We start from the raw sequence: 18,096 nt of genomic DNA on the forward strand, positions 1-18,096 counted from the left end.
CAACCGCCTCGCGCGAAGCCTACAGAAACCGCTCCTCGAACTGCGCGATAGGCATCGGACGACCGATAAGGAAGCCTTGCGCGCGCGTGCATCCTACCGAGCGCAGCGCATCCAGCTGCTGCACTGACTCAATGCCCTCGGCCACCGTCTCGATGCCCAAATCGGCGCAAAGGCCCACGAGGCCCTTGATCACAGTGAGCGAATGAGCGTCGTTGCCAAGACCCCAGACGAGTGTTTTATCAAGCTTCAGAACGTCGAATTCGAGCTGCACGAACAGAGCATAATTCGCGTTATCGACGCCAAAATCGTCGATAGCCACACGGAATCCGCGCGAGCGCAGACCGTCTGCCACTTGCCGCAGCAAGTCGTCGCTCCGCTCGCGCGCCGACTCGGTCAACTCGACCTCGATGAGCGACGGATCGAGAGCGTATCCGCTCACCGTGTCAGCCAGGCGGTCGACGAAGCCGTCGTCGCTCGCGGTCAGGCGCGAGAAGTTCACCGAGATCGGCACGACGGCGCGCCCTTCGCGCTGCCAGCGAACGAGCGTTGCGCAGGCACGGGATAGCGCGAAAAAATCAACGCTTGATATCTCGCCCATATCCTCGAGCGCAAGCACGAACGATGTCGGCAGCGCAACCGTGCCGTTCGCTTCGTCGATGTAGCGAATGAGGGCCTCGGCGCCTACGATCCGATCCGTACGGCTCGACGATTGCGGCATGAGATAGATGTCGAATTTGCCTTCCTCGACCGCTCGCTGGGCACCGCCTTGACACAGCAGACTGCCCACCGCCGCATCCGAGGCAAGGTCGACCCCGAGCGCAACTGCGCGATGCCTTCCCCGTTTCGCCCGGCGCATACGGTCTCCCGCCATGTCGAGCACGGCTACCGTGCGATGGCAATTCTCCTGCCAGGCCGTTCCCACCGAAGCCGGCAGATCCCTGTCGGCGAACTGCACCGTCAATTGGGTTGCAAGCTCTGAGAAGCGTGCGTAGTCGACGTGTTCAACCACGGCGCAAAACTCGTCGTCTCCGATCCGATACACGCGGTCGAACACGCTTTTCATGGTCTTGGCGATGTTCTGCAGGATGCCATCGCCAGCAGCCCTGCCCCACTCGCAGTTCACCAGCGCGAGCCCGTCGGCATCTGCAAGCACGATACCGAGGCGTCCGAACTCGCCTTGATCGTAGTCGCGGTGAAAGGCTGCACGCGAGCGTACGCCGGTCAGCGTATCGTTCCAGATGAGTTCGGCCACCTTGCGTTGCGCTTCGTCGCGCTTCATGCGAGCCGTCACGAAATGAGCCAGTCCGAGAAGCGGCGTCACAACCACGTCGAGGCGTCCCCCGAGCCGTGGGTTCTCCACGCCGATGCAGCCGATCAACTTGCCGTTGTCCACGAGCTGAACCGCAACGAGCGAGCTAACGTGCCGCTGGAGCAGCATAGAGCACTCTTCGGCATTCCCGCTCTCCCGCAAGCTGTCGATGTCGTCGATGACCATGGCTTCGCCCACCGCGAATGTTTCCACCCAGTTTTCAATAAGCGACACGGGGATATCCTGGAAATGATCCTTATGGGTCTCTGCCTGATCGTTGCACCACTCGCGCATGTTCGCCACGCGGGCGCCCTCAAGTTCGAACACGTAGGCGCGATCCGCGATGAAAAACGTTCCGAGGCGTCGCAGCACCTCGTCGAACGCAAGGTACAGATCGTCATCGGCCTCGAGTATACGAATGCAGTCCACGATCATCGCACTCGCGTCCACCATGAGCGCGAGCGCCATCTTCTCGTTCTCGCGCTCGGTTATATCGAAGGCTATCTCCAGGCGCGCCAAGACGCCATCCCAATCTATGAGCTTGTCGCGCAGCACATAGTGGCGGTTCGTCACCGGGTTGGTGGCTTCCCACTCGAAGAATTCCTCGGTATTCAGCAACTGATTCGTACAGAACTCGCAAGGAGCTTCGCGGCCCTGCAGCACCCGATAACACGGCTCGTGCTTCTCGACGGCCCGATCTCCATACACGGACCTGCCCGCCTTATTGAGATAAAGCAACTCGTGCGTAGCCGGATCGCACACATAGACCAGCTCGGACAGGCCGTCGAACAGCGCATCGACCATCGCCTTCATCTCGCCTTGCCGCCCCTTCTCGCCGAATTCTTGTGCGAACGGCAGATAGTTCCTCTTGGATTCTAAAGAAACAAGCTTCCGATCGCGCTCGAGCCGGCGCGAACCGGCTTCATACATCCTTCTGAGAAGAAACTATACACGCAAGCTCAAGGGGGATACAAGAAAAAACTTATCGACACCCCCCTGAGTTTATCCTGTTCAAACAGCTTTTTTTGCCCCGTATCGGTCGTAGTAGGCATCGAGCGCAGCCTTCACTTCGTCGTCGATGACAACCTTGCCCTGAACCTCGCGATTATGCAGATACGTGGTCACCTCGGTCATGTCCACGATGGACGCCGTGGGAAACCCGTAGCGCTCCCGCACCTCGTCGAGTGCGCAGATTTCGCCGCCCTTGCCCACCTCCATACGGTTGAGCGATACCATGAGGCCCTTCACTTTCACGTCTGCCTGCGACATGAGAATGGGATGCGTCTCCTCGATGGATTTGCCGGACGTAGTCACGTCCTCCACCATCACCACTCGATCGCCGTCGCGCAGTGCCGAACCGAGCAGAATGCCCGTGTCCCCGTGATCTTTGACCTCCTTGCGGTTGGAGCAATAGCGCACTTCGACGCCATAAAGCTCGTGGATCGCCATCGTGGTGATCACCGACAGCGGAATGCCCTTGTATGCCGGCCCGAATACGACGTCGAAATCCAGTCCGAAGCTATCGTGGATTGCGCGAGCGTAGAACAGTCCGAGTCGATGGAGCTGATCGCCCGTCACATAGGCGCCCGCGTTCATGAAGAAGGGGGACTGCCGTCCGCTCTTCAGCGTGAACGAACCGAACTTGAGCACTTCGCTCTCGACCATGAATTCGGTAAAATCCTGCTTGTACTGCTCCATGGACCATCCCTTCTCCTGATGACGCATACGGCCGCCACGCTCCCAGCGCGACGGCCGTTCTATGATACCCGAATACGATTGCGTCCGGCGCCGGTTCGCGCTACTCGATCCAGCCTTTCGCCTGCCAAGCGGTCGCTTGGTCGATATCGTGTCCGAAGAACACTTCGGCTTGGTACGTTTGCTCCATGATCTTAAGCAGCTTGAGGTTTTCAAAGAACTCGTCGTCCGTCTCGTTGATAGCGCCGCCGGGAGGCAGCTGCTGCTCGTAGGCTTCGCGGGTGTACACGGTGTCGGAGCAGAAGATCACCCAGCCGCCGTCCAGCTTCACGCGCATGCCGACAAGCCCGGCGGTGTGGCACTTCTGGACGAACAGAACTAGATCGTCCGCGAGCTTCATCCCCTCGTCCGGCACCGGTTGGAATGAGATGCCCGGAAGGCAGTACAGGGGCCGGATGTAGGCGCCGGAAATGCCGCCCGGAGCCGTATACGCTTTGTACAGCGCATCGTGCAGCTCCGTTTCCGACGCCATGACCTGCCCGCCAGCGCGCGTTCCCTCGAAATGCCGCAGCCCGCCCGCATGGTCGAAGTGCAGGTGCGAGAGGATCAGCAGATCGATATCGTCGACCGTAAGCCCTTCTTTCGCCAACGCCTCTTCGATGCCGACCAGCTTCGTGATCGGATAGGTGGCCTTCATATCGTCGGAATACGTGGCCTCCCACGCTTCGTCGTTGCCGGTATCGTACAAGATACGTCCCAGCTCGTGATGCTCGATCAGCACCGCTTGCGCCGGCGAAACGATCATCGCGGCCTCGTCGGGCGTGCGCACCAGCTCCTTTTTCGAGAAGGTCATGTTCCCCAAGTCCAAGATGCGCACACGGGTCTTTTTCATCGCCATCGCTCCCCTTCCGATCCGCCATCGCTCTCCCGCGCCAAACGCCCGACACAGGCGTGCGCCCGGCGCGCTGCCGCCTAGTCCTCTACGCGGATGAGGCTCGGTTCATCGCGCAGAATGTCGTCCAATTCCGCAATCTCGGCCAATACGTCGCGGACGCTCTTCTCGCACGCGGTATGCGTGACGTACACGAGATCCACCGTGCCGCCCTCTTTTTTACCGCGCTGCACCACCGAGTACACGCTGACGTTGTGCTTGGCGAATACGCCCGCCATGGCGGCTAGCACGCCGGAGCGGTCGGCCACTTTGAAGCGAATGTAGTACTTGGTCTTAAGATCGTCCATCGGCACGATGGGAAGCTCGTCGGTACAGGTGCAGCCGACGATGGGAGCGATGCCCTGCTGCACATGGCGCGCCACCTCCAGCACGTCACCCATCACAGCGCTGGCAGCTGGACCGGCGCCCGCGCCCTCGCCGAAGAACATGGTCTCGCCCACGGCGTCCCCCACCACGTAGATGGCATTGAATACGCCGTTCACCGTAGCCAGCTGATGGGAGAGCGGCAACATGGTGGGATGTACGCGCACGTCGACGCCTTCGTCGGTGCGATGTGCGATGGCGAGCAGCTTTACGCAGTAGCCCATATCGCGTGCGGCGTCCAGATCCATGGTGGTGATGTTGCGGATGCCTTCGGTATGAACCTCGCCCATGGTCACGCGCGAGTTGAACGCGATGGATGCGAGAATGGCGATCTTTGCAGCAGCGTCGAATCCATCCACGTCGGCTGTGGGATCCGCCTCGGCAAAGCCCTTCTCCTGCGCCTCCTTGAGCGCGGCGTCGTAGCTGAGGCCGTCCTCCACCATGCGCGTGAGCATGTAGTTCGTCGTACCGTTCACGATGCCCATAACGGAATCGATGCGGTTCGCGATAAGAGAATGCTTCATCGGATCGATGATAGGGATGCCGCCGCCTACGCTGGCCTCGAACGCAATTTCCTTGCCCGCCTCATCCGCCAGGCGCATGACTTCTTCGCCGTAGGTGGCCATAAGCGCCTTGTTGGCCGTGACCACATGCTTGCCGGCGCGCAGAGCGCCGCACACCACGTCGCGCGCGACCGTCGTGCCGCCGATGAGCTCGATGACGACGTCGATGTCGGGGTCGTTTAGAACGTCTTGAAAGTCCTGCGTGAAGATATCCTCCACCCCGTGGGCGATCGCCTGCTCGGGGTTGCGCGAGCACACCCGCACCAGTTCCACGTCGATACCGTAATGACGCTTGAAGTCGTCGCGATGGTTCCTCAGAATGTCAATGCATCCGCCGCCCACCGTGCCGGTTCCCACGAGCCCCAGTTTAACCGTCATCTGCCATTCTCCTTACATTGCGTGCCGCGCCTTCGGCCCACATTGTACCCCATGTGCTCGGCAGCATGCACAGGCATCAGAATACCGACAGGTTGCGAAACGCGCGAACAGCTCGTGCGCGGGATGCGCGCCGCGAGAGGCTCAGCTCGGGGGCCTACACATCCCTGCTCATGAGGTCTTCATACGTCTCCCGCCGCGTGGTCACGCGCGCCTCGCCGTCCTTCACGAACACAACGGCCGGCCGCGGCTGACCGTTGTAGTTGCTCGCCATAGTGTAGCAGTACGCGCCCGTGCCGAAGACTGCGACGATATCGCCCAGGTCAGCGTGCTGCATCGGCATGTCGATGACCACGGCGTCGCCGCTTTCGCAGTGCTTTCCGGCAATGGTGACGATCTCGGTGCGCGGCTGGCCTGCCTTGTTCGCAATGACCGGCTCGTAATCGGCGTGGTACAGCGCGGTGCGGATGTTGTCGGACATGCCGCCGTCCACCGCCACGTACTTGCGAATGCCCGGCAGCGTTTTCAGGATGCCCACCGTGTACAGCGTCACGCCCGCGGTGGCCACGAGGCTGCGGCCCGGCTCGGTGAGCAGGCATGGCTCGACCACACCATGCTTCGCGCACGCGCCGCGCACGGCTGAGGCCACCGTTTCGGCGAACTCCTCGATAGAAGCCGGCTTGTCGTCGACCGTGTACGCGATGCCGAGGCCGCCGCCCACGTCCAACTCCTCGATGCGGTAGTCGTACTCCTGCTCGATGCGCGCCATGAGCTCCACCATGACGTCGACGGCCTCGGGGTAGGAATTCAGCGAGAATATCTGCGAGCCGATGTGGCAGTGCAGCCCCGCCAACCTCACGTTCGGGGCCGCCAGCACGTCCTTCACGCACCCGAAGGCGAAATCCTCGCGCATGGTGAAACCGAACTTCGAGTCTTCGCATCCCGTGCGGATGTACTGATGCGTGTCGGCCTCGACGCCCGGCGTGATGCGCATGTAGATAGCCTGCTCGACGCCCAGCTCGCCGGCGATCTCGGAAATGCGCCCGAGCTCGATGCGGCTGTCGACGATGATGCGGCCGACGCCCGCCTGGATGGCTTCGCGCAGCTCGCGCGGCGTCTTGTTGTTGCCGTGCATGAAAATGCGCTCGGCAGGAAAGCCTGCAGCAAGCGCGATGGCCAGCTCGCCGCCTCCCGACACGTCGAGGCACAACCCCTCGTCGGCCACGATGCGTGCAGCCTCCTTATTGAGGAACGCCTTGCTGGCGTATACGATGCGGGAGTTCCCATAACGACTGCGGAACGCCTCGCGATAGGCCTCCATGCGGGTGCGCATGTCCTGCTCGTCCATGACGTAGAGGGCTGTGCCCATCTCGCGCGCCAGCTCCACCATGTCGACGCCGCCCACGTACAGGCGATCGTCCTTCACCTCGGCGGTTAGGGGCAGCACCGCGCCCAGCTCCATGGCTGTGCGATTGTCCGGTTGTTTGCTCTGGTCAGCTGCGGGTAGGGCCATCCTCTTCTCTCCTTCCGCCTAGTTCGCCCACCCGCAACCCGCGGAAAGGCGCAGGAAGAGGGTGTCGAACGTCGTCGATTGGAACCTATCCTATCAGCCTAGCCCGCGCCGTATGCCCGGCAGGAACATTCTGGACAAAAACTGCGTCCGAGCGCACGGCGAACGCCTTCCTCCGAGCGGCTGTGCATGCGGTGCGGAGTGCACCAGGAGCCGGAGCGGACGCCGGCCGCTTCGAACACTCCGATTCGATTCGAACATCTCTGATTCAATCTGCATGCGACACGGGAATGTGACGTATACTGATGCAATCATCCTCAAGGAAGGAGAATTATGTCTGGACAGGAACCCTCTATCGACCGGTGGCTGGCTGAAGCAAAGCAGGATCCGAAGGCCTCCCAATGCGGCATGTTCCTCACCCATACTGGCGTGGTGCGCGTGACGCCGAAGCGGCAAGTACGCGAAGGCGCCAAAGGTCTGGGCGACGTGGCGCAGATCGAGTTCTCCTACGATGCGGCCGGCGTCGACGCTGCCGTCAAGGAAGCGCTCACCTGGCCCGGCGTCTACTACGTGCGCGTGTGGCTGAACGAGGGAACGTTGAGCGTGGGCGATTCCATCATGTACGTGCTCATCGGCGCCGACATCCGCCCGAACTGCATCGACGCGCTGCAGAAGCTGGTTGGAAAGATAAAGAATGACCTGGTGGTGGAGACGGAGATCTACGCATAACGCGAGCTTCCTTTTACACACCTCTCGAATTCGCAATCATTTCAGGCCCCGTTCCGGTACCCATGCCGAGACGGGGCCTGCATTCTTAGGGCGGCGGCTGACGACGCTTCAACGGTCCGGCAAACGCCCGGCGGCACTTCCAACCCTGCGGGTACACCCCATCGTCTTTCTTCTAGAGTAATCGCACTCTATTCGCAAGCGCGCCGCAGATGCGATGCGCGCACGAGAAAAGAAAGGCGGCATGTATGGGAAAGTTCAAACGCTTTTGCATGATCGTGTTCGTCATTGCTGCCGTGCTGGGCATCGGCGTGCTCGCAGCCCTCTGGTTTGCATGGGAACCGCTGTTCCCCGCCATCGCGTGGCTCATGAGCATGCCTTGGTTCTACGTCGTGGAAGGCGTGCTGCTGGGCATCACGGCGCTCGGCCTGCTCGTGGTGCTCATCAGGGCCATCACTGCGCCGGGCAAGAACTCCCGGCTTGAGCAGGAACGCGACAACGGCAGCATCTCGATCACGCAGAATGCCATTCAGTCCACGGTGAAGCACGTCATCGAAGGCCACCGCGGGCTGGTGACGGACAACGTGAAGGTGGATATCACCAACCGTCATGATCCGCGCATGTCCATCCACGCCAAGATCGATCCGGGCCGCAACGCGGAGCTGGGCGAGCTGGGCGCAAAGCTGCAAGACGAGATCGCTGCGACACTCGAGGCATTCACGGGATATCCGGTCGATTCCGTGCGCATCACGTTTGCCGGAGACGCGGATGTGGTCACTCCCGCGTTCACGCAGCAGGCAAAGGCTCAAGCCAACAGCACGCCGCATATGCAGCCGTCGAAGCCCATGCCCGTTCATGCCGCGAAGTAAGGAGGTGCGCGCATGACTCAATCAGCAATGAACATGAAGTCCGGCGTCCGCTCGGCGCAAAAAGGTCAGCAAGGACCTTCGAGCCGACCGGCCGACACGCCTTCCGACGTCATCGCGAACGCCGCGTCCGAGACGAAACAGAATCGCGGCGTCTACGCCAGCATGAAGCAAGCCGTATCGCCCTATGTCGAGCGCCATAGCCATGCAGTGCTCTACGGCATCCTCGGCTTCATCGCGGCGGCCCTCATTCTCATCGTTGGATTCTGGCCGACCGTGTTGTTGGCGGTATTCGCCGCAATCGGAACCATCATCGGCAAATATCGCGACGGCGACCGCACAACGCGCGAGCAGATGCGGAATTTTCTGGACCGTTTCAACTAGCACCCCGCAAGCGGCGACGCACGGCAGCACGGCCTTTCGGCGCGTTGCCAGTGCCGCGCCGCCGCTTGCTCGGCACAGCACATCATTCACGTGAAAGGATTGCATCATGACCCAGAGCACCATGACCAGGCCCGAGACGAGCACGTACAACCCCTACTCCACCATGGACGACACTCAGGCCTCGTCCCAGGATCGCACGCCGTCGGCGGACAGCGTCCCTGCCGAGCCCGTGTACAAGCTTGTTATCGACGAGAACGTCGTCGAGAAGATCACCTCCAAGGCCGCTCAAAAGATCGACGGCATCATCGACATGAAGGGCAACCTGCTGTCCACCATCCAGGAAGGCCTTGGCGGCAGCGACAAGACCAAGGGCGTGGATGCGGATGTCGTGGACGACAACAACGCAAAGGTCGACCTCAGCGTCATCCTGGAGTACGGCAAGTCCGCAACCGATGTGTTCGATCAGATCAAAGACGTCGTCGGCGGCGATTTGAAGGATATGACCGGCCTCAACCTCGTCGAGATGACGGTGAACGTCGTCGATGTCATGACGCCGGAAGAGTTCAATCAGAAGAACGGCTCCAACAACGACGGCGGGCAAAACGACGGCTCCAACTAACCCTCCGAGGAACCGTTCAGCGTCGTTGCGCGGAGCGCGCCCCGTCCGCGCTCCGCACCTCGCCATCCAGGCCCGCTCCGCCGCAGCAACGCAGAGCGGGCCTTCGTGCGCCTTCGGTGTTGCGGCCCTCCCCTTCCCTCGTTCGCACGTGGCCACCCCGCTGGTCGAGAGTTGCGGTTCGGAAGCAAGGCGGCATACGGCGATCCTTGCGATCCCGCTCTGCGGCCGCGCATGCGCAACGGACCGGAAGCGATGGCTGCAGACACCGCTATAATGTGATCCCATTGCCTACGCAGGCGAGAAACGGAAGAGGGGCCATGGCAGTCAGTGATGTCCGAAGCTTTATCGAAGTGGCTCGCAACGAAATACGCAGCCCGGCGCGCCTCGCGGGCATGGGCGTATACTGGGCCTGGCTCCAGATCGTCTTCTCGTCAGCCTCCTTGGCGCCGACCGACCTGCTTCCGGCGCCTCTCGCTCCGCAGCACCAGATCTGGACCGCCTCCCTTCTCACGACGATCCTCGTGTTCCTCGTTGTCCTGTTCTGCAAGCCTGGCCGCGCACTGCACGGACCCCGTGCTGTGGGAGCGTCCTCGTTCTGCATGGCGGGTGGATCGCTGCTGCTGGCCTTCAGCTCGACGGCAAGCGACCCGCTCCCGTTCGCAGCGGCCGGCGCACTCGGCGTCGGCGTGGGCAGCGCGCTGGCGTTCTTGTGCTGGGGCCTGCATCTCGCACGCCTCGTGCCGCGCCGCGTGCTGTTCGACATGTCGGCGTTCGCGTTCTTAACCGCCCTGTTCTTCGGCATCGTGACGCCTCTGCCACCTGCCGCCGTCCAGGCGTGCGCCGTGCTCATGCCGCTGGCATCCGGTGCGCTGCTCTGCGTCGCGAACCGGCACGAGGCGCCGACATCGCACGGGCAGACGTCCTCGGCCTCCGAGCCCGCCGAGCGATCGCTTTCGCACGCGCGACGCGGCAGCGGGCTGTTAGGTCTTGCCGTGCTCGTCGGGCTCGTGTACGGCATCATGCGCGGCATCACGCTCGCATTCGGCACGAGCACCGTCGAAGCAGCCACCGTGGCAACGGTCATCGGCGTGGCAGCTTCGGGCGTATTGCTGCTCGTCACCACCGTGTTCTACCGTCGCGAAAGCGAGCTGTACCTGGTCTGCGAGATCTCGTTCCCCTTGCTGGTCGCGGGCTTTCTGCTGCTTCCTCAATACGCGGGGCCGTTGCCGCTTCCCATCATCGTGTTCACCGTGGGGCACGGCTATTTCTACTTTCTCCTCTGGGTGTTCTGCGTCGATCAGTCCCAGGCGCAGGGCCGCGATCCCCTCAGGGTGTTCTCCGCCGGGCTGCTCGCCTTCCTCGGCAGCTCGCTGGCCGGATCGCTTGCCAGCGATGCGCTTGCGCTATCGGGCTTCGAGAGCAGCGGCTTGGTGGGCATCGTGTCGCTCGTCATCGTGTACGCGTTTGTGCTTGCCTTTGCGGTGCTGTTCGGGCGCACGCGATCGGAGCGGATGCGTGATGCGCAGGAGGCGGACGAGCGGCGGCATGCCGAATTCGAGCGGTGCGCGAAGCTCGTTGCGCACGACGGCGGACTGACCGCACGCGAGACGGAGATATTCCTGCTGCTGGCACGCGACGAAAGCCGTGCCGCTATCCGCGAGCGGCTGTGCATCTCCAACGACACGGTCAAAACGCACACCCGCCGTTTGTACGCGAAGCTCGACATCCACGCCAAGCAGGAGGCGCGTGCCCTCGTGACAGCGCGCATGGAGCGCGAGCGCCGCGGGATGTGAGGGACATCGGGGATGCAAGGCGCTGCGCCGCGCGCATCAGGCGGCAGCGCGCCAAGCATGCGCGCTCGTCTTGCCGCCGCGTGTTCATCCAACCTCGTCCGGCCCCTTCAGCCGTAACCCGCAGTGGGTGACGGCCCTTGCGCTCCGGTTCACCCCTTGCGGGCGCTTTTCGGCAGACGCATCACGCCGTACCCTCGAACGAGCGAAGGGAGCACACCTTCGACCGAACCGAGGAGGGAACGTATGAGCACCCCATCGAGCAAGAACCTGTCCAGAAGATCGTTCATCACCGGAGCCGCGTTGGCGGGCACCACGGCCGCGCTGGCAGGCCTCAACGGCTGCGCCCCGGCCGCATCCGGCGGAAGCGACGCGGCATCCGGCGAGGCGGTGTCAACCACCTCGCACGCCTGGTTGAATCCCGCACCCGAGCTGCCCGAGACTGTTGCCGAGGAAACCTACGACGTCGTAGTGATCGGCGCGGGCATCGCCGGCTGCACGGCAGCACAAGCGGCCGCCGAAGCGGGTGCGAGCGTGTACGTGGCCGAAAAGTTCGAGGGCGTCACCGCCCATGGCACCGACATCGGCGCCGTGGGCTCGAAGCTCCAGCAGGCCGAGGGCGTGAACATCGACAAGGACCTGGCTGCGCGTCTCATATACCAGTGGGGACAGTCGGAGGCGAATTACTACCTCATCAAGACGTTCGTCGAGCGTAGCGGCGAGGCAATGGACCACTATATCGACATGGCGGTCGAGGCTGGATACGAGGTGATCCTCAACAGCGAGATGACGGCGCGATCCGATTGGGACACACTCGACGACCGCTTCAAGCAGTTCCGCACCGCGCACAAGTTCCTACTGCCTGAGGGGAGCTCTCTTCCCGAGCAGCCTTGGAACGTGGGGTACTTCATCAGCATGGTGGCCGAGGACGCACAGAAGCGCGGTGCTGTATTCGCCTTCGAAACTGCAGCCGAACAACTCGTTCGCGAAGGAGACGCCGTCACGGCCGTCATCGTGCGCGACGCCGAGGGCGCCAAGCGCATCAATGCGTCGAAGGGTGTCATCCTGGCCACCGGGGGCATCACCGACAACGAAGAGATGAAGCGCTGCTTCTGCCCCATCGCGCTGCGCGCGGACAAGTCGGACTACTTCCCCGTGGGCGGCAACATGGGCGACGGCATAACCATGGGCTCGTGGATCGGCGCGGCGCTCTCTCCCTGCTATCCGGCGCCCATCATCCACCCGGTGAACCTGTCGGTCATGGGTCCGGGCTTCGACACGTGCTGGCTTACCGTGAACCGCGACGGCATGCGCTACTGCTGCGAAGTGGGATTCGAGCCCATCGTCACCAACGCCCGCATGAACACGCCCGGCAACGTCGCGTGGGCTATCTGGGACTCCCATTACCCCGAGCATGCCCAGCGTCAGGAGCCGGTGAAATCCGCCTCGTTCATGGACGGTTTGGAGGACAAGGTGGAGCAGGCCGTGGCCGACGGTGCGTTTTTCAAGAGCGAGACGCTGTCTGAGCTGGCGGAGGCCATCGGCGTGCCGGCCGACGCGCTGCAGAAGACGGTCGATCGGTACAACTCGCTGTGCGACGCGGGCGAGGATCGCGACTTCGGCGTGCCGCCGCGCTTCTTGAGCTCGGTGAAGGACGGCCCGTTCTACGCGAGCAACGTGTCGGCCTGGCTGCTCGCGCTGCCCTATGGCCTGCGCGTCGACCAGAACTCGCAGGTGCTCGACACCGAGGACGGCCCGATTGGCGGCCTGTTCGCCATCGGAAACGCACAGGGCGACTTCTTCGCGAACTCCTACCCAGTCACCCTGCCCGGCACGAGCCACGGCCGCGGCATGACCTACGGTTACCTGGTGGGCCGCGCGCTGGCGGGCGGCACGACCATCGACGGATACGCGTTCGGCGCTCTGCAGTAGCGCCTGGATCGGGAGCGGGAGCGGCGCAAGCGCGCTCCCGCTCCCGATAGTTCGAGCCCCTCCGAACCCGCTCGGCAAAGCGGCGCGGAATCGGCCCTTCAACCGCACGTTCGCGCACGCCTTTCAAGCGCGCCTTGGCCGCACGGCCGCCCGCCTATGCTGGGCGCGCCTCCACGGAATGCACGCTCTCCGTGATTGCGGCGAAGTCGGCGGAGCGTGCACAGTACCGCTCGAAATCGTTCGTGTTCACGCTCTCGACCCCTTCGAGACGCGTCACGGCCCCTGCTCCGAAACCAAGGGAATCGGCACCACGAGCTCGCATCAACTCGAAACGATCCTCCTTGCCCGGGCGGGCGAACAGTCCGTTCTCGTAGGTGGAGAAGCCTGCGTCGACAAGCACCGAGCACATCTCGTCGAACTGGCGAGCCGCCTCTTCGTCTGAAACGGCCATCGCGCCCGCGCAGCGCACGAGCCGCACATGCGAAGCGTGCGAGCGGGCCGCCGCCAAGGCGGTGCGCCGCACATTGAGCATGCCGTCGGAGCCCTTGGGCGCCGCATGTCCGTATGCAAACACGAATCCGAGCGAGTCATTCGCATACGAATGTAAAAAGTGATCGCAGATGATGGGCAGGTCGTTCAAGTTGTCAACGCGGTTGAGTACCGTAAAGTCCACAGGATTGAGCGAGAGCATCTCGAAGTCGAATCGGCTCACGCGCGCCCGTCGGAAGAAGGGCATGGTGGCACCGCTCACATTGGCGATCGAAGCCCGCATGGTCACCGGCGCATCCTCTTCGATTTCGCACGTCCGCCGCAGCGCCCGCACAATAGTCGCGACGCCCGCGCCCGCATTCGACGCGATGCCGCCGTCAAGTGCGATCGCCTTCACGCGGCAGTCATCGAACTGGCCCGCATTCGCCTCGATCTCCGCCACCACAGCCTGCGCATAGCGACTCGCCCGCGCACTGTCCCAACCCCGCACAATCCCCGGACGCTCGAGCGCACGGTCGTCCACACTCAGAGGCACTCTCACCTCGACCGTCACGTCGCGCTTGTCTGCCATGTCGAAGCCTCCTTCGATTCGATGCACCTATGATAGCGGAGTGTGCGGCGAAGGCCGGCACGCCGCAGCCCCTTCCCTGCATGCGCAGGATAGCGCGGTTCGACGGCGGCCGAAGACCGCCGTCGAACCGCCAGGACCGGTCGCGGGAGGGGAAGACGACCGGCCCGGATGGGGAATGCCTACGCCAGATCGGCGATCACGCTTTCAGCCGCACAGTAACCGGACGTCAATGCCGAGCCGCAGCTGTTGCCGGCCGTCGGCGTCGCGTATTGGATGCCATAGCGCTGCCCGCACGTATTGCCCGCCGCGTACAGACCAGGGATGGGCTGTTTGTCGCCGGTCAGCACGCGGTAGCCGCCATCGGTGCATACGGCGGCATGCTGGCAGAGGCCGCCGGAGGGATTGCCGCCCGTGGTGCCGAAGCTCGCGAAGAACGGCGCGTCCTTGATGGGCAGCAGGTTCTGCGGATCGCAGCCCCAATCGTCGTCATGGCCCTTGGCGCAAAGTTCGTTGTAGCGCTCGACCTCGGCCAGGAAGCTCTCCTTGGCCTCGCCGGAGTATCCCACGATATCGGCCAGCTCCTCGAGGGTATCCGCAGCGTATACGGTGGAGTACTCCTTGCCGAAGCGCGAGAACGCGCGCACGTCGAAGCCGTCCTTGCCCGTCTTGTAGTTCGCCATGTTCTCGCGTACCTCGGCCACCATGTAGTCGGAGCTGCGGTCCATGGTCTCATGGCCGAAGCCTTGATGCGACAGGTACTCTTCCCAGTTGGCATCCGTCACGTTCACGAGCAGCTGGCCTTCGGGGAGCATATCGAGGTAGCCGTTGCTGCCATGCTTGACCATCGTCTCGTTCATGAAGCGCTTGCCGTCGTTGCCGAAGCACGGCCACGCGCCGCCGAACGCGAACCCGGGCACTCCGTTGATGCCGCACGACTGACCGGCGCGAGGGCCGCCTTCCATCGTACCGCCGGCCCACAGGCACATGCGGATGCCCGAGCCGTCACGACCCATGCCGCCGATGGAACTCGCATCGGTGCGGTCGTTGCCGTACGACCAAGCCAGGTTGCGCATCGTGTCCGCCAAATCGAGGCGCATATCGGGGTTGCCGCCGAAATCGCCGGCGGCCATCACGACGGCCTTTGCGTTGATCCGATGGTACGCGCCGTCCACGTCCTGGAACACGGCGCCTGTCACCGCGTCCCCGTCCTGCACGAGCACGACGCCCTGGTAGCCCCACTTGATGGCGCCGCCAGCCTCCTCGAACGCCGTGTGCACCGAGCGGATGACGAAAGGCCACATGTTGATGTTGGTTTCCTCGTCGCGCCACTGCGTCATGGCCGGCCAGGATTTCTGCCCGCAGCATTCGCCGTTGAAGTTCTCGTTGCCCTTGTAATTGGACGTCTTCGCGTACTTCTCCACGTATTCGGTCGGAATGTGCCCAGTCAGCCAGTCGAGCATCTCGCCGGAGCGCGTAGCGTAATCGCGCACGATCTTCTGATGCGCATGGCCGCGCGAGAGACGCATGTACTCGTTGAATACTTCGGTAGCGTCAATTTCGGGCGTGCCTTTGTCCAGGAAGAGCTTCGAGTTGTAGCAGGCCATGTCGCAGGCGTACTCGTCGTACTCGTCGTACGTTTGCATCTCGGCGAGGATCACCGATGCGCCCTCCTCCTGGCAGCGAAGCGCGGAGGTGGTGCCCGCGTTGCCTGCGCCGATGACCAGCACGTCGCACTCCTCGGTATCCGCGATATCGGTCACTTCGGGGGCGTCGCCGAGCCATGCCGGCTTGTTCAGCATGAAATCGGCGGGCTTGATGCCGAGCGGGTCACAGCCGCCGCCGGCCGACAGCACGCCATCGCCTTTCATGGTGATGTACTCCTCCGGCGTGGCGGGCGCTTTGGCGTCGGGCTTCTCGCCGCGATTGAACGTCGAGAGCTCTTTCATGACGTCGTAGGACCCCGCCTCGGTCGATGCGGTCGGCTCGGAAGCCCCGGACGACGTCTGCTGCGGCGAGCATCCTGCCATCGCGCCGAGCGCCGCCACGCTCACCGTACCGGCGGCCGCTCCCTTGAGGAAGTCGCGACGAGACCAGCTACGCGTTCCATTTTTTCCCATGTTCCCTCTCCTTCGTCGTCGATAAACCAACCTTCATGCTGCGGAGCATGGTTTGTTGTCCGCCGGCATGCGATCCGCTACACTAAAGAATGCAAGAGGGTTCATCTATCGCTGAAATCGATGATCTTTGTTTCGAATGCAGCGGCCACCGCGATCGGTCGCATCGCTGTTTTTGATGATTTGCGCGATCTATGAGGGAAAACGCGTCCGCGTTACGGAGAGGGCATGGAAAGCGCTCGCAAAACCGAGCTGGTGTACCCGCGCGCAGCGCGGGTCGCGCTTGTCCCCGCGCTGCTCGGGGCAGGCTTGTTGTTCGCGACGTTTTTGAACGTCATCCGCTTTTTCAACGACGATGCCGGCGCCTCGCTTCATCCGTTTGTGGTCGCAACCGGATGGGGCGCCTTCACGTGCGGATCGCTTCTGTTTACAGCAGAGGCCGTCGCTCGCTCGCGCGGGCTCCGTGGCCCCTATCCGACGTGCGCTGTCTGCATCGCGTGCGGTGCGGCGGGGGCGCTCGGCGGCATGCTGTACGTGACGCCCCTGTACGTCCCGGTCGAGTTTCCGCTCTTCCATCCGCACGCGCTCGGTGCGGCGTTCGGGGCGGGGCTCATGTTTCTTGCGAGCGCCTGGGGATTGCTATTCTCGCGGCTCGAACCCGCAAGCCAGCTGCTCAACAGCGCCGCGAGCGTCGCTCTTGCGGCCATGCTGCACTTCGCGGCCGAACTGCTGTCGCCCTCTCCTGCCGCTCTTGCGCTCGTTGCGGGGTCGCTCGGCGCCTCCCTCGGCCTACTGATGATCGCGCGAAGGACGATGCGCCCAGCGGGCGACGGCAAACGCGAAGATATCGAAGGAGCGACTGATGACGAAGAAAACGCACAGGCCGAACGACTTGGACGCGCCCGCAAAGCGCTCGGCATCCTCTGGATGCCGCTCGTCGGCGCGTGCATAACCTGCTTCATCTTCGGGCTGACCTGGGATCCCATCGTCTCCGACGAACCGACGCTGGCAGATGGCTCCGTTCATGCCTGGAAGCTCCTCATCGGGCCCCTCCTTCCCACGATCGCTATAGCCCTTGCGCTGGCGAAAAAACCTGCATCCTCCACGCTGCGGCTCGTCAACCAGGTGATCTACCCCATCGCCGTCGCGCTGCTCCTTGCGCTCCCCGTCGTGGAGGCGAATAACGAAGCCATCACCGTCGCGGTGGAAATCCTCAAACCGGCGAGCTTTTCGGTCATTGTGCTGGCCATCTGGTTCAGCATGGCAAGCGCCGTGCGCAGCGTGCCCGCTTCGGCGGCGCTCGTCATCCCGCCATGCCTCGCGCTGCTCGCCGGCTCGTTTGTGGGCGGGCTGTACGCCATCGAGCACATCGGCACCTCCGGCCGCACACTCTGCCTGGTCATTCTGACAGGATATCTCGTGCTCATCACCATCTCCTATGCGCTGGGCAGCCGCAACCAGAAGGAAAGCCGCGCGGAGCCCCGCGCCGACGCGAGAACTTACATCCATCGCCGCTGCGACGCGCTTTCGAGCGCCTGCGGCCTCTCGCCGCGGGAGCGAGAGGTGCTCTACTATCTGGGCCGCGGATACAATCATGGTTATGTGGCCGAGAAGCTCTACATCTCCGAGAACACCGTGCGCACGCACGTGCGGCACATCTACGCTAAGCTGGACGTGAAATCGCGCGAAGAGCTGCTCGCGCTTATCGACGAGACGGAAGAGGCCGGAAGCTGAGGGGACAAGTAGCAGCAAGCGGCTTTGCACTGCGCCACGAACATGCTGTCGGACCCCCTCGTCGAGCACGCGCAAGCCGGAGCGCAAGGAACCGGCCTACGCGC

The 18,096-nt window shown here is 63.1% G+C and carries 14 protein-coding genes; 7 read left to right on the forward strand and 7 right to left on the reverse strand.

Annotated elements, in window-relative coordinates; translation table 11 throughout:
• Positions 1–19: 19 nt before the first annotated feature.
• From ABGT83_RS08755 to lysA, 5 genes are all read right to left on the reverse strand, one after another.
• Positions 20–2,122: a sensor domain-containing phosphodiesterase gene (locus ABGT83_RS08755; RefSeq protein WP_346687068.1), complete on the reverse strand. Its 2,103-nt coding sequence runs from the start codon at positions 2,120–2,122 to the stop codon at positions 20–22.
• Between the two features lie 198 nt (positions 2,123–2,320).
• Positions 2,321–3,007, reverse strand: coding sequence for an orotate phosphoribosyltransferase (pyrE, locus tag ABGT83_RS08760; protein WP_346687070.1), 687 nt, complete (start codon positions 3,005–3,007; stop codon positions 2,321–2,323).
• Positions 3,008–3,107: 100 nt separating this feature from the next.
• Positions 3,108–3,896 (reverse strand): N-acyl homoserine lactonase family protein, encoded by a 789-nt coding sequence (locus ABGT83_RS08765; RefSeq protein WP_346687072.1) that lies wholly within the window; start codon positions 3,894–3,896, stop codon positions 3,108–3,110.
• A gap of 80 nt (positions 3,897–3,976) precedes the next feature.
• Entirely contained in the window at positions 3,977–5,260 is a 1,284-nt protein-coding gene (locus tag ABGT83_RS08770) for a homoserine dehydrogenase (protein ID WP_103264728.1), read from the reverse strand.
• A 154-nt stretch (positions 5,261–5,414) separates the two neighbouring features.
• Complete coding sequence (lysA, locus tag ABGT83_RS08775; RefSeq protein ID WP_346687074.1) at positions 5,415–6,770, reverse strand: diaminopimelate decarboxylase; 1,356 nt, start codon at positions 6,768–6,770, stop codon at positions 5,415–5,417.
• A gap of 330 nt (positions 6,771–7,100) precedes the next feature.
• Here lysA and ABGT83_RS08780 point away from each other — a divergent pair, with 330 nt between their 5' ends.
• The 6 genes from ABGT83_RS08780 to ABGT83_RS08805 all read left to right on the forward strand — a co-directional run bounded on the left by ABGT83_RS08780 (position 7,101) and on the right by ABGT83_RS08805 (position 13,084).
• Entirely contained in the window at positions 7,101–7,496 is a 396-nt protein-coding gene (locus ABGT83_RS08780) for a molybdenum cofactor biosynthesis protein MoaE (protein ID WP_103264726.1), read from the forward strand.
• A gap of 245 nt (positions 7,497–7,741) precedes the next feature.
• Positions 7,742–8,362 (forward strand): alkaline shock response membrane anchor protein AmaP, encoded by a 621-nt coding sequence (gene amaP / locus ABGT83_RS08785; RefSeq protein ID WP_103264725.1) that lies wholly within the window; start codon positions 7,742–7,744, stop codon positions 8,360–8,362.
• Between the two features lie 12 nt (positions 8,363–8,374).
• Positions 8,375–8,743 (forward strand): DUF2273 domain-containing protein, encoded by a 369-nt coding sequence (locus ABGT83_RS08790; RefSeq protein ID WP_103264724.1) that lies wholly within the window; start codon positions 8,375–8,377, stop codon positions 8,741–8,743.
• 106 nt (positions 8,744–8,849) lie between these two features.
• Positions 8,850–9,362: an Asp23/Gls24 family envelope stress response protein gene (locus tag ABGT83_RS08795; RefSeq protein ID WP_103264723.1), complete on the forward strand. Its 513-nt coding sequence runs from the start codon at positions 8,850–8,852 to the stop codon at positions 9,360–9,362.
• Positions 9,363–9,679: 317 nt separating this feature from the next.
• Entirely contained in the window at positions 9,680–11,155 is a 1,476-nt protein-coding gene (locus tag ABGT83_RS08800) for a helix-turn-helix transcriptional regulator (RefSeq protein WP_346687076.1), read from the forward strand.
• A 243-nt stretch (positions 11,156–11,398) separates the two neighbouring features.
• The gene (locus ABGT83_RS08805; RefSeq protein ID WP_346687077.1) at positions 11,399–13,084 is read left to right on the forward strand and encodes an FAD-dependent oxidoreductase; all 1,686 of its coding nucleotides are present in this window, start codon (positions 11,399–11,401) and stop codon (positions 13,082–13,084) included.
• Positions 13,085–13,238: 154 nt separating this feature from the next.
• Here the strand turns inward: ABGT83_RS08805 and ABGT83_RS08810 are convergent, their stop codons facing one another.
• Together ABGT83_RS08810 and ABGT83_RS08815 are read right to left on the reverse strand one after the other, a co-directional pair.
• On the reverse strand, positions 13,239–14,144 hold the full coding sequence (locus tag ABGT83_RS08810) for a coproporphyrinogen III oxidase (protein WP_346687079.1): 906 nt from the start codon (positions 14,142–14,144) through the stop codon (positions 13,239–13,241).
• Between the two features lie 179 nt (positions 14,145–14,323).
• Positions 14,324–16,261 carry an FAD-binding protein gene (locus ABGT83_RS08815; protein ID WP_346687080.1) on the reverse strand — a complete coding sequence of 646 codons (1,938 nt, stop codon included), beginning with the start codon at positions 16,259–16,261 and terminating at the stop codon, positions 14,324–14,326.
• A gap of 225 nt (positions 16,262–16,486) precedes the next feature.
• On the opposite strand from ABGT83_RS08815, the gene ABGT83_RS08820 reads away from it, so the two are divergent.
• Positions 16,487–17,992 carry a response regulator transcription factor gene (locus ABGT83_RS08820; protein WP_346687083.1) on the forward strand — a complete coding sequence of 502 codons (1,506 nt, stop codon included), beginning with the start codon at positions 16,487–16,489 and terminating at the stop codon, positions 17,990–17,992.
• Positions 17,993–18,096: the final 104 nt, after the last annotated feature.

Origin of the sequence: Enteroscipio rubneri, assembly GCF_963929405.1 — a bacterium.
Taxonomy (GTDB): Bacteria; Actinomycetota; Coriobacteriia; order Coriobacteriales; family Eggerthellaceae; genus Enteroscipio; species Enteroscipio rubneri.